The organism is Arthrobacter sp. CAN_A212 (assembly GCF_015752345.1).
Lineage (GTDB): Bacteria > Actinomycetota > Actinomycetes > Actinomycetales > Micrococcaceae > Arthrobacter_D.
Map to the genome: position 1 here is coordinate 15,758 of NZ_JADOUT010000002.1, position 15,929 is coordinate 31,686.

At 66.4% G+C, this 15,929-nt stretch carries 11 protein-coding genes; 6 read left to right on the forward strand and 5 right to left on the reverse strand.

Annotated elements, in window-relative coordinates:
* Positions 1-17: 17 nt before the first annotated feature.
* From IWX64_RS02735 to IWX64_RS02750, 4 genes are all read right to left on the reverse strand, one after another.
* Positions 18-857: a MetQ/NlpA family ABC transporter substrate-binding protein gene (locus IWX64_RS02735; protein WP_196865640.1), complete on the reverse strand. Its 840-nt coding sequence runs from the start codon at positions 855-857 to the stop codon at positions 18-20.
* Positions 858-911: 54 nt separating this feature from the next.
* Complete coding sequence (locus IWX64_RS02740; protein ID WP_196865641.1) at positions 912-1,658, reverse strand: methionine ABC transporter permease; 747 nt, start codon at positions 1,656-1,658, stop codon at positions 912-914.
* Positions 1,658-2,632 carry a methionine ABC transporter ATP-binding protein gene (locus IWX64_RS02745; protein WP_196865642.1) on the reverse strand — a complete coding sequence of 325 codons (975 nt, stop codon included), beginning with the start codon at positions 2,630-2,632 and terminating at the stop codon, positions 1,658-1,660. The genes IWX64_RS02740 and IWX64_RS02745 overlap by 1 nt, the downstream gene beginning before the upstream one ends.
* Before the next feature lie 225 nt (positions 2,633-2,857).
* Entirely contained in the window at positions 2,858-3,544 is a 687-nt protein-coding gene (locus IWX64_RS02750) for a 3'-5' exonuclease (protein ID WP_196865643.1), read from the reverse strand.
* 65 nt (positions 3,545-3,609) lie between these two features.
* On the opposite strand from IWX64_RS02750, the gene IWX64_RS02755 reads away from it, so the two are divergent.
* Genes IWX64_RS02755 through IWX64_RS02765 form a run of 3 tightly spaced genes read left to right on the forward strand, consistent with a single transcriptional unit; the run spans position 3,610 to position 10,828 of the window.
* Positions 3,610-4,077 (forward strand): MGMT family protein, encoded by a 468-nt coding sequence (locus IWX64_RS02755; protein ID WP_196865644.1) that lies wholly within the window; start codon positions 3,610-3,612, stop codon positions 4,075-4,077.
* Positions 4,074-7,310 carry an ATP-dependent helicase gene (locus IWX64_RS02760; RefSeq protein ID WP_196865645.1) on the forward strand — a complete coding sequence of 1,079 codons (3,237 nt, stop codon included), beginning with the start codon at positions 4,074-4,076 and terminating at the stop codon, positions 7,308-7,310. The genes IWX64_RS02755 and IWX64_RS02760 overlap by 4 nt, the downstream gene beginning before the upstream one ends.
* On the forward strand, positions 7,307-10,828 hold the full coding sequence (locus IWX64_RS02765) for an ATP-dependent helicase (RefSeq protein WP_196865646.1): 3,522 nt from the start codon (positions 7,307-7,309) through the stop codon (positions 10,826-10,828). The genes IWX64_RS02760 and IWX64_RS02765 overlap by 4 nt, the downstream gene beginning before the upstream one ends.
* Here IWX64_RS02765 and IWX64_RS02770 read toward each other — a convergent pair.
* Positions 10,825-12,108 (reverse strand): macrolide 2'-phosphotransferase, encoded by a 1,284-nt coding sequence (locus tag IWX64_RS02770; protein ID WP_334683130.1) that lies wholly within the window; start codon positions 12,106-12,108, stop codon positions 10,825-10,827. The two genes, IWX64_RS02765 and IWX64_RS02770, sit on opposite strands and share 4 nt — an antisense overlap.
* A 131-nt stretch (positions 12,109-12,239) precedes the next feature.
* Between IWX64_RS02770 and nudC the strand changes: the two genes are divergently transcribed.
* Genes nudC through IWX64_RS02785 form a run of 3 tightly spaced genes read left to right on the forward strand, consistent with a single transcriptional unit; the run spans position 12,240 to position 15,900 of the window.
* Positions 12,240-13,211, forward strand: a complete 972-nt coding sequence (gene nudC / locus IWX64_RS02775; RefSeq protein ID WP_196865647.1) for an NAD(+) diphosphatase — start codon at positions 12,240-12,242, stop codon at positions 13,209-13,211.
* 2 nt (positions 13,212-13,213) lie between these two features.
* Entirely contained in the window at positions 13,214-15,325 is a 2,112-nt protein-coding gene (locus IWX64_RS02780; protein ID WP_196865648.1) for an ATP-dependent DNA helicase UvrD2, read from the forward strand.
* Complete coding sequence (locus IWX64_RS02785; protein WP_196865649.1) at positions 15,322-15,900, forward strand: M48 metallopeptidase family protein; 579 nt, start codon at positions 15,322-15,324, stop codon at positions 15,898-15,900. Before IWX64_RS02780 ends, IWX64_RS02785 begins: the two co-directional genes overlap by 4 nt.
* The last annotated feature ends 29 nt before the right edge of the window (positions 15,901-15,929 follow it).

Here is a 15,929-nt window from a genome sequence, read left to right on the forward strand (position 1 = left end):
TTTGGCGAAGGCCCTGTCTAGGAAGCCGGTGCGACGTCGCCGCTCGGCCACTGTTCCTCAATGTAGGCCTTGACCTCGGGGGAGTGCAGGAGTTCCTCCAGCTTGTCGATCCGCGCGTCGCCCTCCGACGCGGTGTTCCACGCCAGGAAGTTTGCGTACGGGTTGCCGTCCAGCGACTCCACCACCAGTGCATCAGTGGTGCTCAGCCCGGCGTCGAGGATGTAGTTCCCATTGATGATTGCCAGGTCAACGCTGGGATCCTGCAGGTCGTTCAGCAGCAACTCCGGCTGGTTCTCGATAAACTCCAGGCCCATCGGGTTCTGCTCGTCGGACAGCGCGAGCACTGACGCGTCCTCGGCAATGTCCTCCAGCAGCCCGGCATCCTGCAGCAGGGTCAGCGCGCGGGCCTGGTTGGATGGATCGTTGGTGATCGCAATACGTCCACCCTCGGGGATCTCAGCGACGTCCCCGTGCTGCTCCGAAAAAGCGGCGTACGGTTCGATGTGGACACCCTCACCATGGGCGAACTCGTAGCCCTGGCCCTCGACCTGGCTCTCAAAGTACGGCAGGTGCTGGAAATAGTTGGCATCCAGATCCCCGTCGCTGAGCGCGATATTGGGGGTCGTGTAGTCGTCGAACTCGGTGATCTCCAGGTCGAGCCCTGCGTCCTCGGCGAGGTTCTCGTCGACAAATTCGAGGATCCGGGCGTGGGGTTGCGGGCTCGCGCCGACGGTGATGGTCTGAGGGTTTGCCGGGTCCAGCGAGGAGACGACCTCGGTATCGGCTGACCCTCCACAGGCGCTCAGGGCCAGGGAAGCAGCGACACCGGTAATGGTGAGGGTAAGTAGCTTGCGCAACAGAGTTGGTTTCCTTTCGAGATGACGTGCAAAAAAGATTCGTGACCGGGTGGGCTAGCTGCCGACCACCTGGACAGCGGCCCGACGGCGGAGCCGCCTGCCGCTTCCCGCAGTCGCGGCCGAGCGATGATCAACGCGGCGCGCGGCTGCGTCGCCGGCAAGCTGGATGGCCTGCACAATGAGCACGATGATGACGATCACCACCACCATGACCGTGGTGTCGAACCGTTGCAGGCCGTAGTTGTAGGCCAGCCGTCCCAGCCCGCCACCACCGATGATCCCTGCCATCGCTGAATAGCCGACCAGGGTGACCAGCGTGGTGGTGAATGCGGCAATCAGGCCAGGAAGCGCCTCACGAAGCAGGACCTTGCTCACCACCTGCATCCGGGTAGACCCCATCACGAGCGCGGCATCGATCTTTCCGCTGCTCACATCCCTCAGCGACGTTTCGACCAGGCGTGCGAAGAACGGGATGGCTCCGATGCTCAACGATACTGACGCCGCGACCGGCCCGATCGAGGTGCCGGTCAGGAGCCGGGCCAGCGGGATCAGGGACACCATCAGGATGGCGAACGGAATGGAACGGGTGATGTTGACGACGACGCCGCTGATCACCTTATTGGTCAGGGGCATCGGCCGCAGCCCGTCGGGGGCGCTGGCGGAAAGGAAGACACCCAGGGGTAGCCCGATCAACAGGGTGAAGAACCCTGAGATGCCGACCATCTGCAGGGTCGCTGCAAATTCCTCGGGCAACGCGCGGGTAATGCCCGGGTTGGTGAACAGCTGATCAAAAAATTCCATTACGCCACCTTCGCCGAGACGCCCTGGGACTGCAGGTACTCGAGCATCTCGTCGATGGGCGCCAGTTCCCCGACTTCAATGCGGAGCCGGCCAAACCGGCTGTCTGCAAGCGTCTCCACACTCCCGGCCAGCACATTGATCCTCTGATCGAACTGGCGGCCAAGATCGGACAGTACGGGCCCGGAGGCGACCTCACCGGCTAGCAGCAGTTCAAGCACTGGCCGGTCACCCGGCCGGTGCGCCGGTAACGGCAGGAGGGCCTGCGACAGCTTTCCATCAAGCTGGGCGGCGACGTCCCGCAGTTGGCCGTGCTCCACGACGCGTCCATCCTCAAGCAGGGAGACCGAATCGCAGATCCGCTTTACGACATTCATCTCGTGGGTGATGATCAGCACAGTCAGCCCGAGGGTGTCGGTGAGATTGTGGATCAGGTCCAGGATGTCATCGGTGGTCGTCGGATCGAGGGCTGAGGTGGGCTCGTCGCAGAGCAGCACATCCGGGTCGGAGGCCAGGGCGCGCGCAATCCCGACCCGCTGTTTCTGGCCGCCGGAAAGTTGTGAGGGGTAGGCATCGGCGAAACCGGCCAGGCCCACCAGATCCAGGAGCCGTGCCACGGTGCTGGCGATTTCGGCCTTCGGAGTCTTCACCAGCTCCAGCGGATGGGCCACATTCTGGGCGGCTGTCCGCGAATCCAGCAGGTTTGCATGCTGGAACACCATGCCGATCCGGCGTCGGGCGGTGCGAATCTGGGAATCGTGGACCGCGGTGAGTTCCCGGCCGTCGATCGTCACCGAGCCGGAGGTGGGACGGTCGAGGAGGGTAAGACACCGGACGAGCGTGGACTTTCCGGCACCGGAGTGCCCGATGATGCCGTGGATCGACCCTCGCGGCACTGTCAGGGAAACGCCGTCCAGGGCGGTGATGGTGCGGGTGCCCTGCCGGTAGGTCTTGCGCAGGTCGGAGACGGTGATCATTGGCCCTCACGGTTGCAGGTGCGCCCCAGGACCTGTTGGGATCCCGGTGGCGGGCGCGCTGGCCAGCGCCCAAGCCATCTTCACACGCATGAAAGATGTGACTGAACTTTAGTGCTACGCATCACGCTGACGCCGTCGATGGGGGATCTGGGTCCCTATCCTCGAAGAATCTTCGATGGGCCTCGGGTGGTGGTGCGGCGAAGTGGGGACGACGGGGCCCGGTGGCTAGGAGGCGATCGCCGGCCAGCGCCCTTCGACGACTGCCGACGGGTTCTCGCGGCGGAGGTACTCCTGGAAGCTTTCAGCCTGTCGCGCCGCCCACACCACCTGCGATGCGTGCAGCGCATCAGCCGGGTGTTGCAGGTGGGGGAAACGAACAGCCAGGACCGCTGCCACCTGCAGCGTGGCCAGCACATCGGCGGCCGAGGTGTGGGCGTTCTGAAACGGCACCCCATAGTGCTCGCACATGGCCGTCAGGGTCCGTTTGCCGCGACGGAAGCGATCCGCCTGTTTGTCCATGATGTAGGGATCCAGCACGGGGAACGGAAGGGGCACTTCCACGCCGTGACGTGAGCCTTCGCGGGCCAGCACAGTGAAGTCATAGCGGGCGTTGAAGGCGAGCACCGGGATGCCCGCCGCGAACAGCCGCCCGAGGACTGCCGAGATCTGGCCAACAACCTGCTGTATCGGGTGACCGTCCCGGCGGGCTCGTTCGGTACTGACCCCGTGGATGGCTGCGGCTTCGGCGGGAATCTCGACGCCGGGGTCAGCCATCCACTCGTGCTGTTCCAGCACCGCCCCGTCGCCGTCGACAAGCAGGATCGAGGCGGTCACGATCCGTGCCTGCTGCGGATCGCGTCCGGTGGTTTCGAGGTCAAATGCTGCGCGTGGGTGGTGGTGCCAACTGTCCATACCTCAAGACGCTATCGGTCGGCTATGACATTTTCGGGGAGGTTCCTCCGGCTAGGCTGGAATTCATGCGCGGGGACTTTGCTGAGGCGGTGTACGAGGTGGCGGGGCTGATTCCCGCCGGCCTGGTGTTGTCCTACGGGGACATTGCCGAACTCCTGGAAATGTCCGGCCCGCGCCAGGTGGGGGCCGCGATGTCCCGATCCGGGGACGGCTCCCCATGGTGGCGGGTTATCCGCGCAGGCGGGCAGCCACCCCGCGGCCTCAGCGCACGGGCGCTGCCCTGCTACGAAGCAGAAGGCACCCCGCTGCGCAGCAGGGGGTCGGACCGGGCACCGTCCCCAGACGGGTACTCGATCGACATGCGGGCAGGGCGCTGGCAGCCGACAGCCCAGGAGCGGGCCATCCTCGACGGCATCCGCGACCGCCTCGCGGCGTACTCTGACCCGGCTGCGGACGTCACGTCAGTGGAAGTCATGGCAGCGGAGAAGACGGCGTCGAAAATGTCAGTGGCCCGTGATGAGCTGGTGCCATGAATTCGATACCACGGCTGGTGACGGCTCCGGACGCCGCGGCGCCCGCATCAGCACTACCCCAACTCAGCCCCGAGCAGCTCCGGGTCGTTGAGCTGGGTGCTGGCAGTGGCCCGGTGCTGGTCCTCGGCGGTCCAGGAACCGGCAAGTCAACTGTCCTGATCGAGTCGGCCGTGCGCAGGATCAACGAGGAGGGCCTCGACCCGTCGACAGTGTTGGTGCTGGCACCCTCGCGCCTGGGCGCCGCGCGCTTGCGTGATGCATTGACCGCCCGCCTGAACCGGAGTCTCAGCACTGCGCCGGCGAGGACCTGGACTTCCTACGCCTTTGATCTGATCCGTAGGGCACGGATCGCCGGCAGGATGCCGGAGCTGGTCCGCAGCCCCCGGCTCCTCTCGGGCGCTGAGCAGGACCTCATCATCAAGGAACTTCTGGACGGGCACAATCGCCCCGGGGCCACCGCGCTGGGCTGGCCGGACGGGCTGTCCCTGGCGCTGGGAACCAGGGGTTTCAGGCAAGAGGTCAGGGAGCTCTTTGACCGGATCAGCGAATACGGAATGGACCCGGCCGAGCTGGCCGATCTGGGACGCCGGTTCGACCGGCCCGACTGGACGGCGGGCGCGCAGCTGTACCGCGAGTACCGCGACGTCGTGGACCTACGGATGCCCGAGGCCTTCGACCCGGCCGGAGTGCTGACCGCCGCCCGGCACCTGCTGGAGTTCGATGAGGAGTTCCTCGATCAGGAGCGTGCCCGCCTGCGGCTGATACTGGTGGATGACTACCAGGAGTCCAACGCAGCCGTCCACGCATTGCTGACCCTGCTGGCCCGGGACCGCGACGTGCTGGTGGCGTCCTGCCCGGACACGGTGGTCCACGGATTCAGGGGTGCCCGCCCGGAGCTGACGGGGAGACTTGCCGCAGACCTGACGGGCACCACCGAACTCCACACCGTTGCGCTCACAGCCTCCCACCGGTTGTCGGGTTCACTTGCCAGTGCCTGGCAAAACGTCGCCTCCCGTATCTCGGTGGTGGGCGGCGCCCCGGTGTACCGGACGCTCGAGCCTCCTACCCCAGGCACAGGATCTGTCCTCGCCGCGGGAGCGGCAAAGGTATCAGCGCACCTGGTCGATTCCTCCTTCCACGAATTGCGGTACGTTGCCCAACGCATCCTTGAGGCACAGCTGTTCGGCGGGCGAAGCCTGGCCGACATCGCCGTGATCGTGCGGACCGGCGCACAGGTGAACGAGTTCCAGCGCTACCTGACGGGCCAGGGCATTCCCGTGAATGTCCCCGCCGCCGAGCGGGCCATCCGTGACGAGCCGGCGGTGAAGCCGCTTCTGGACCTTTTCGGCGTGGTGCTGGGTCAGCTCCACCTCGACGCCGAGGTGGCCGTTTCACTGCTCTGCTCGCGGATCGGGGGAGCAGGGACCCTGGAACTTCGTCGGCTCCGCCAGAGTCTCCGCCAGGAGGAAGTGGCGTCCGGCCGCGGACGTACCAGCGACGAACTGCTCGTGGAAGCCCTGACCGATGCCCGGCTGCTCGGCACCGGGCTGCAGGGCGGAACGGCGGCGCGGCGGATCTGTCGCATGATTGCCGCTGGAACCGCTGCGCTCGACGCACCCGGTGCCAACCCCGAGACGGTGTTGTGGGCTCTCTGGGAGGCCTCCGGGTGGTCCACCAAATGGGCCGACGCTGCGGTGGCGGAAGGGCCGTCGTCGGTCCGGGCGGACCGTGACCTCGACGCCGTCGTCGCACTTTTCCAGACCGCTGAACGGTTCGTCGACCAGGTCCCCGGTGCTCCGCCGGCACGATTCCTGGAATATCTGACCAGCCAAGAGCTTCCCATGGACACGCTGGCGCCGCGTGCCCAAAAGCAGGAGTCGGTCGCCTTACTCACTCCGGCCAGCGCTGCAGGCAGGCAGTGGCCAGTGGTTATCGTGGCGGGTATCCAGGAGGGGATCTGGCCGAACCTGCGGCTGCGGGGGGAGCTGCTGGGGTCGGGGGAGCTCACAGCGCTGATGGACCATGGAGCCGACTTCCGGCGGCACCGCGACCCGTTGATCCTGATGCAGGACATTCGCTTCGATGAACTGCGAAGCTTCTCGGTCGCCGTGTCACGGGCCGCCGAGGAGCTCATCTGTTGCGCTGTCGCTTCAGATGTCGCGCAGCCGTCCCCGTTCCTCGACCTGGTGGATCCGCTCCCGCCAGGGCAACTGGAGCGTTCCCGCACCGAGGTCCAGCGGCCCCTGACGCTCCGGGCCCTGGTGGCCGAACTCAGAAAGTATGCTCAGCAGGCTCCCACCCACCCCGACCTTGCAGCCGAAGCGGCGCGCCATCTGGGATCCATGGTCAATCATTCGCCTGCTGTACCCGGTGCCCATCCGAACGGGTGGTGGGGCCTGTTGGACCTCTCCACCACGTTGCCCGTCGCGCCGGTGGACCAACCGATTCCGGTGTCTCCCTCCAAGGTCGACGCCGTGTTGAAGTCACCGCTGAACTGGTTCGTCTCAGCCGCCGGTGGTGAACCGACGATGGACTTCGCCCGATCGCTGGGGACGCTGGTCCACGGGATCGCCCAGGACTATCCCGAGGCGACCGGAAACCAGTATGTCGAGGAGCTGCAGCGGCGGTGGCCATCCCTGGGAATGAAGGAGAATTGGGAAGGGAAGATCGATTTCGAACGGGCCGAACAGATGGTCCGGAAGCTCGCCGGCTACGTCCTGATGATGCCTAAGTCGGGCCGGTCGCTGGTCGGGACAGAGGTGGACTTCGAGGTCGATCTTGAGGTCGCTGTCGGGGACGAGCAGCGTGTCGCGCGGCTACGGGGACAGATCGACCGCCTGGAAATAGATGCCGAGGGCCGTCTGGTCATTGTGGACCTCAAGACGGGGAAATCCTCGCCGTCCCAGACGGACCTTCAACAGCACCCCCAGCTTGCTGCCTACCAGGTGGCCTTGAACGAGGGGGCGCTGGCGGGTGGGCAGGCCGCCGGATCCGGCGGTGCGGCACTGGTTCAGCTCGGCACCACCCGCAAGGAGGCGGGAGTTCAACAACAGCCAGCACTATCCACCGACGACCGGTGGGCGAGGGAAATGATTGAGGAGGCAGCGGGTCTGATGTCCGCAGCGCAGTTCGACACGATCCACGATCCGAAACGCTCGGGTCACGGCGGATCGGGGTGCAGGCTCCCCGAGATCTGTCCGCTGTGCCCAGAGGGTCGGCAGGTGACCGAATGACCAGCCCGGTGGCCCCGACGAGTGTCACAACCCCGACCCCTGCCGACAAAGCGCCGGAGAGTCGCCCCACGCCGCGGTTCTCCGCCCGGGAGCTCGCCGAATTGCTGCACCAGGACCCGGACTCCCCGGTGCAGTACCCGACGCCCGACCAGGTCACGATCATTGAGGCACCCCTCGAACCGCTGCTCGTGATCGCGGGTGCCGGATCGGGCAAGACGAAGACAATGGCTGACCGCGTGGTCTGGCTCGTGGCGAACGCTCAGGTACGTCCCGAACAGATCCTGGGGGTGACCTTCACCAAGAAGGCGGCGGGGGAGCTGTCCACCCGGATTCGGCAGCAGCTCGCCGCCCTCTACCCGGCGCTGCACGCGGCCGGCTACGACAACGCCGACGAGGACCGCCTGGATCCCAGTGTCTCCACCTATCACTCCTATGCGAACGCCATCGTGCAGGACTACGGGCTACGGATCGGTGTGGAACGGGACTCGGTGCTGTTGGGGGCGGCACAGGCCTGGCAACTATCCAGTGCTGTGGTGGAGGCCTACGAAGGGGAGTGGGAACACTTCAGCGCCACGAAGTCCACCCTGGTGAAGGCTGTCCTGTCGATGGCCGGGGAATGCGCTGAGCACCTGGTCACCCCCGCGGAGGTGCGGGGGATTCTTCGGGAACAGATCGCGGCCGTGGGCGAGCTGGAGTACGCGGCAGGTACGTCCCGCCGCCCGGCCCAGGCGGTATCGAAACTGTTGGACAAGCTGCGGACCCGGATTACCGTCACGGAGCTGGTCGAGCATTACTCCGACGCCAAGCACTCCCGCAGGCAACTCGACTTTGGAGATCTGGTGGCACTTGCGGCCCGGATTGTCAGTGACATTCCTGAGGCTGTCGAGATGGAGCGCCGCAAGTTCAAGGTGGTGCTGTTGGACGAGTTCCAGGACACCTCGTTTGCCCAGATGGTGTTGTTCTCCAAGCTTTTCGGGGACGGGCGGGCAGTCACCGCAGTGGGTGACCCCCACCAGTCGATCTACGGGTTTCGGGGAGCGTCGGCGGGCCAGCTCGGCACCTTCCGCCACACGTTCCCGCTGAGTGTCGGTGAGGGACTCCGTCCGTCACCGGTGGCCAATCTTTCGGTCGCCTGGCGCAACGGGACCAGTATCCTCGCTGCAGCGAACACCGTCGCCGCGGAACTCAACCAGACCCCCAGCTGGCTCCGATCCACCACGCTGTTCGTTCCCCCACTCGCACCCAAACCTCGGGCAGGCGTGGGCCAGGTGTATCTGGGCCGGTTTCTCTGCGAAGCGACAGTGGCACATCAGGGTGGCCCGCTTCCCGGTGAGGCAGCAATGCTTGCGGACCAGGTGGTCCAGCACCGGCGTCGAACGTTCGAGCGCGGCGGGGACGGCCGCCGGCTCAAACCAACCGTGGCGGTGCTCTGTCGCGGGCGTCGGCAGTTTGAGCCCATCAGGGCCGAACTTGTTCAGCGCGGGATCCCCGTCCAGATCATCGGGCTGGGCGGACTGCTCCGCACCCCCGAAATTGTGGAGGTGCTGGCTGTCCTGAGGGTACTCGGCGATCCGGACCGGTCGGACTCGCTGCTCCGGTTGCTCTCCAGCGCGCGGTGGCGGATCGGTGCCGCAGACATCATGGCCCTCGGGGACTGGGCCAGGCAGCTGGCCAGACGCAGACTTTTCTCGGCGACCGGCCAGGGTTCCGGCGCTGAGGCAGCGCCCGGCTCGGGGGCCGTCAATGAGCCGAACGAGACGGTGGTCCTGCCCGACACGGTGGTCCTGCCCGACACAGTGGAAGCGGGCAGCCTGGTCGAGGCGGTCGACCAGCTTCCGCCGAGCGACTGGATCTCGGGAAGCGGCCGCGGGTTGAGCGCCGAGGGTCGTACCCGCCTGACCCGGCTCCGCGATGAGCTGCGGGTTCTCAGGGATTTCGTCGGTGATGACCTCACCACCCTGATCAACGAGGTGGAACGCCGGATCCTCCTCGACATCGAGGTGGCCGCAAAGCCCGAGGTCGGTATCCACGAGGCCCGGCGGAATCTTGATGCATTTGTCGAAGCGGTGGCCGGGTTCAGCTCGACCGCCGAACGGGTTGACCTCGCGGCCTTCCTGGCATGGCTTGAGGCGGCTGACGCCGAAGAGGACGGCCTGCCCGTCACCCAGTTGGAGACCAACCGGGACGCCGTGCAACTCTTGACGGTGCACGCAGCGAAGGGGCTGGAATGGGACGTCGTGCTCGTCCCGGGCCTCAACGAAGGGTCCTTCCCCAGTGGGTCGGACTCCCGGTGGAGCAGCGGCGATTCGGCGATCCCCTGGAATCTCCGTGGAGACGCTGCCGAGCTTCCACAGTGGGATTGGGAACAGCCTGACCAGGTGTCCTGGATCGCCAGTGAGAAAGACTTCACCGGGGAGGCCCGCTACCACGCCGAGAGGGAAGAACGCCGGCTCGCCTATGTGGCCTTCACCCGAGCGAAGTACGTCCTGGTCTGCACCTCGGCGGCATGGGGTGGGGGTCGGACCAAACCCACGCCGCCGTCGCCGTATCTCACCGAGCTGCGGGAACTCGCCGAGCAGCGTGAGCCTGGCTTCACTCTCCTGAACTGGCTGCCCGAGGAGGATGAGGGGGACACGAATCCAGCGAACTCAGTGCTGGCGCGGGCTGCGTGGCCCGCGGATCCCCTGCGTTCGCGGCGGCAGGGAGTCGAGACAGCTGCGTCAGCGGTTCTCGCCGCAGCTGCCGAGCAGATGGCAGGTACGGGCCCGGACGCCGCCGGTACTGACGCCCCATCGCAGACCCCAGGCGGCCGCTGGGCCGAGGAAACCCGGCTGGCACTCGCCCGGCATTCGCGCCACGTGGTGAGTTCTGCCGTGGAACTGCCCGCGCATATATCGGCGTCGTTGCTGGTGGAACTCTCCGACGATCCAGCCGCCGTCGCACGCCAGCTTCGGCGGCCGGTACCGCGGCGTCCCGGAATGGCCGCGCGTCGTGGCACTGCCTTCCACTCCTGGATCGAGGAGTACTACGGTAAGAGCGGCATGCTGGACCTCGGCGAGACCCCGGGCGCGGACTCGCACATTGACGAGGCGCTCGATCTGGAGGAGATGATCAAGACGTTCAAGAACTCCATCTGGGCGCAGCGGGTGCCGGTGGAGCTTGAAGTGCCGATTGAAACGAAGGTGGGTTCCCTGGTGGTCCGGGGCCGGATCGACGCAGTGTTCAGCGACGGCGATGGCACCTGGGAATTGGTCGATTGGAAAACCGGTAACCCTCCGTCGCGGGAGAAACTCGCTGTCCGATCGGTGCAGCTAGCGCTCTACCGGCTGGCCTGGGCACGGCTGAAGGAGGTTCCCCTGGAATCGGTCCAGGCAGCGTTCTACTATGCGAGCACGGACACCGTCATTCGTCCCTACGACCTGGCTGACGAGGCGGGACTGGAGGACATCATTCAGCGGGCGACGGCCGAACCCCGGGCTCCCCACAAGGGGCCGGCCCGGCGGGCCACACGAGGCTAGTCGGACTTGATGATGGGAAGCGCTGAGGTTTCGGTGTCCTCGGCGGGAACCCGGGACGCGGAGACTGTATTCCGTGGATTCTCCTCAGCGAGATCCTGCCCGGGGTGCACCTCGGCAACGAGTTCCTCGGGGGTGGTGCCGGCGAGGTGGTCCTCGTCCGAGAGTTCGCCGTCCCGGGGATCCCGCCCGTCAACGCCGTCGTCAGATGTTTCCCCGTCGTTGTAATCCTCGCTGTCGTCGAAACCGTCAATGTCGTCGAAACCGTCAGTGTCGTAACGGTCACTATCGTCGGTGCCGCCGGTAGGGTCCTGGTCTGCCGCTGCCCGGTTGGCTTCCTGGGCTGCCAGGTAGGCGGCGGCCGATGCTTCCTCCGCCTGGAGGTCGCGGTCGAGCGTGGCCATCATGTCCTCCGCCTCGGCGATCATCTCGGCGTTGTCCATGGCCACGCCGCGCACGAGCCACTGCGCCAGGGCGAACTCTGCAGCCAACGCGGCACGCCGCATCAGGTGCGGGTCGGCGGGGTCGGCACGGGCCGAGAGATAAGCGTCGTGGACGTCGACGGCGAAACGCGGGTTCGTGGCGGCCAGGAGCCAGGCGAAATCGTCCGCGGGGTCACCCACCCGAAGATCGGTCCAACCCGTCACGGCGCTCACCCGGCCCGCCGAAATCAGCAGGTTGTCCTCATGCAGGTCCCCATGGACCACAGTTGGGTGGAACCGCCACAACGTGACGTCCTCCAACGCGTGTTCCCAGCGCCGCAGGAGGTGGGCGGGGATCCGGCCGGTGATGGCTGCCTGGTCGAGTTCGTTCAGCTTCCGCTGACGGAACTCGTTTGCCTCGTAGCTGGGCAGATCAGCGTTGTGGACCAGCAGCGGCGGAAGATCATGAATGACGGCGAGGGTCCGTCCCAGCTCGCGGACCATCTCGGGGCCTCCGGCGGCGAGGCCATCGAGCTCGCGGGGGGACCCCTCCAGATGGGCGTACACGAACGTACACAGCTCGCCGTGCCGCAGGGTTCCGGCGATGTGGGGCACCTGGAACGGCAGTTCTGCCCGCATTGCGGGGGTGAAGGCCTTCAGCGCCTGAAGTTCGGTCTCGAGCCTCATGGAGGCGTCCGGGTGCTTCGGTGACCGCACCCGCCACTGCTTCCCCGAGTCATCGACCAACAGCGCCGACTCGAAGTCTGCTGCATCGTCCGGGACGCCCGCCACCCCGGTGGGGGTAAGCCCGGGTACGGCGGCGCTGGCAATCGCGGCGAGTTCCATGGGTGTCCGTTTCACATCCTCAACGGTAGGGCTGACACCCCCATAATGGGGTGGTAACGGGCGGCGAGTCGTCAGAACCTCGTCCACCGTCCGCCGAAAAGCCCTGTGAAATGTGTTTTGGGGGAGCAAGAACGTACCGTAGAACCATGAGTGAAACCCTCCGGATCCCTGCACTGCCATCCTTCGGAAATCTCCCCCTGGCACGGGTGTCCCTGGACCGGGGCGGTGCCCTCCGGTCCGACCCTGCGCTCCTGGATGAGCTGTGGGGAGCACCCGGCACCCGGGTGATGTTCATTGCGGGGGGCCGGTCACCGGTGGTTGGCGGCCAGCTGATGCTGAAGGATTCGGCTCAGGTGGAGCGTCCGGACACGCCCATTTATCTCGGCAGGACACTCACGGATGAGCCCGACCATGGCGGTGTCACCGAAGGCACCCATATTCTTTTGGCGGTTCTGGACGCGGTGGACCCGGACATCCTTGACGACGGCGGCTGGGTGGGCCTGCGCGAGGCCGCGACTCTCCTGTCTGGTCGGGACGCAGGTATTTTCGTCCAGGCGGCCGCCATTGCCAACTGGCATGCCAAACACACCCACTGCCCCCGCTGTGGCACGCTGACCGAGGTTGTTGAGGGCGGGTGGGTGCGTCGCTGCCCGACCGACGGCACAGGCCACTACCCCCGGACCGACCCGGCTATCATCGTCGCAGTTGTCGACGACGACGATCGGCTCCTGCTGGGATCGGCTGCTGCCTGGCCGGAGGGAAGGTTCTCCACCCTCGCCGGGTTTGTTGAACCGGGTGAATCACTCGAGGGCGCGGTGATTCGTGAGGTCGCCGAAGAGTCGGGGATCGAAGTGCATTCGCCGCAGTACCTCGGTTCACAACCATGGCCCTTCCCTGCCTCCCTGATGCTGGGTTTCATCGCTACGGCCGTGAATACCAATCAGGTGCCCGACGGCGTGGAGATCATGGACGTCAGGTGGTTCACCCGCTCAGAACTCGCGACAGCGGTGCGCGACGGCGACATCAGCGTCCCCACGGGGGCGTCGGTCTCCCGGGCACTGATTGAGCACTGGTACGGCGGTCCCCTCGATGAGTCCGTCGCGGAGGGTCAACCATAGGCATGGAAACAACTCTCGAAGAGAGGATCCTGGCCGGCCTCGATGACGAACAGCGCACAGTCGCGTCCACCCTCACCGGGCCACTGTGTGTTCTGGCTGGTGCCGGTACGGGCAAGACCAGGGCCATCACCCACCGGATCGCCTACGGCGTCCATACCGGGGTCTACAAACCACAGCAGGTGCTCGCCGTCACCTTCACGGCACGTGCCGCTGCTGAGATGCGCACCCGGCTTCGCGACCTGTCCGCCCAGGGGGTGCAGGCGCGGACGTTTCACGCCGCCGCACTTCGCCAACTCCAGTACTTCTGGCCCACTGCGGTGGGCGGCCCGCTCCCGGCCCTCCTCGACCACAAGGCCCAGCTGATCGCTGAGGCCGCCCGACGGTTGCGGCTTTCCACCGACCGTGCGGCGATCCGGGACGTAGCGGCAGAAATTGAATGGGCCAAGGTCTCGATGCTCACCCCCGAGCGGTACACAGTGGCGGCCGCCGGCCGGGTGGAACCCGCCGGCATGGACCTCACCACCGTGGCCCGAATCTTTGCGGGCTACGAGGACCTGAAGATCGACCGCAATGTGATCGACTTTGAGGACGTCCTGCTCATCACAGTGGGCATCCTGCAGGAGGACGAGAAGGTCGCGGCCACCGTGCGTGCCCAGTACCGCCACTTCGTGGTTGACGAATACCAGGACGTTTCCCCGCTCCAGCAGCGTCTGCTCGACCTGTGGCTCGGTGACCGGCGTGAACTCTGTGTCGTCGGTGATGCGAGCCAGACGATCTACTCGTTCACCGGGGCGACATCGCGTCACCTGCTCGACTTCACCGGTCGGTACGAGGGAGCCCAGGTGGTACGGCTGGTCCGGGACTACCGGTCCACGCCCCAGGTGGTCCGGCTCGCCAACAACCTGCTTGCGGCCCGGACCGCGGAAACCGGTAGGCATCCCGGTTCGTCCAGCTGGTCGACCCCGCTGGAACTGATCGCGCAGCGGCCAGCCGGTCCTGAGCCCTCCTTCACCGAGTGCAGTGATGATGAAGCCGAAGCGGCCGAGGCAGCACGCCGGATCGCCGCGCTGCTGGACAGCGGGGTGCTGGCCAGTGAAATCGCCATCCTCTACCGCACCAACGGGCAATCCGCAGCTTATGAACAGGCGCTCGCCAGCGCCGGGATCGGGTACCAGTTGCGCGGCGGTGAACGGTTCTTCGCGCGCCGGGAAGTCCGGGACTCGCTGCTGCAACTGCGCGCCGGTGCACGGACTGCCGGGTCCGACGACGTCCCCCAGCTGGTCCGCGACATCCTGGCCAGCCTTGGGTACACAGCCGTAGCGCCGGGCAGCTCGGGTGCCGTCCGGGAAAAGTGGGAATCGCTCGCCGCGCTGGTTGCACTGGCTGACGAGCTTAGCGAGTCACGGGCGGCGGACGGGTTCACCCTGCAGGACTTCGTTGCCGAACTTGAGGAGCGGGCCGCAGCCCAGCACGCTCCCACCGTGCAGGGGGTCACCCTGGCCTCCCTCCACGCCGCAAAGGGCCTTGAATGGGACGCGGTCTTCCTGGTGGGACTCAGCGAGGGCCTGATGCCGATCTCTTTCGCTGATACGCCCGAAGCGGTCGACGAGGAGCGCAGGCTCCTTTACGTTGGTATCACCCGGGCGCGGGAGCACCTGGCTCTGTCCTGGTCGACCGCGCGCACCCCGGGCGGGCGCGCCAGCCGGAAACCTACCCGCTTCCTCGACGGGCTGCGCCCCACCGCCGATGGCGAACGGGTCTACCGCACTCCGAAGGCCAGGCAGCCACGCAAGGTATCGGCCCCGTCCACCTGCCGGGTGTGCGGGAAGGTGTTGGGCTCCGGGTCCGAGCGGAAGATCGGCCGCTGCGCTGACTGTCCGGCAACCTACCAGGAAGCCACGTTCGAGGCGCTGCGAGCCTGGCGCCTGGAACAGGCGCGTGAGAACGACGTGCCAGCGTTTGTGGTGTTTACGGATGCCACGCTGGTCGCCATCGCCGAGGCACGACCGGAAACCATCGAGTCCCTCGGCGGTCTCGCCGGGATTGGGCCGTCAAAGCTGGAGAAGTACGGCGAGTCAGTCCTGGGTATTATCGCGGACAGCAACTCCTCATGACCGCCGCGCCTGCCGATGGCTGGTCGCCGGGGACCGGCAACCCACCCGTTGAAGTCCGACGCTCGGCGCGCCGGCGGCGCACTGTGAGCGCGGACCTGCGCGACGGCGTCGTCGTCGTCTCTATCCCCGCCCACTTCAGCGCCGCGCAGGAGAGGGAGTGGGTGCACCGGATGGTCACCAAGCTCCAGTCCAAATACCAGCAGGCGCCCCGGCCGGAGGATGGCGACGGGGCCTCCGGGTGCGCGGATGAGCTTCTGCAGCGGGCGGCCGGTCTGTCGCGGGACTACCTGCAGGGTAGGGGGCAGCCCCTGAAGATCGGGTGGGTGAGAAACCAGAACTCCCGGTGGGCCTCGGCCACTCCGTCACGCAGGACGATCAGGCTGTCCCACAAACTGCAGGGCATGCCCGACTGGGTGGTTGACTATGTGATCCTGCATGAGATGGCACACCTGATCGAACCGTCCCACAACAGGGCCTTCTGGCGGCTGCTGGAGGCCTACCCGCAGACGGAAACAGCGAAGGCCTTTCTTGCCGGTGCGGCCTTCGCGGCCAACCACGCGTTGGTTGGCCGCTAGGCAGCGACCCGGGTGCCCGGCCGAGGCCC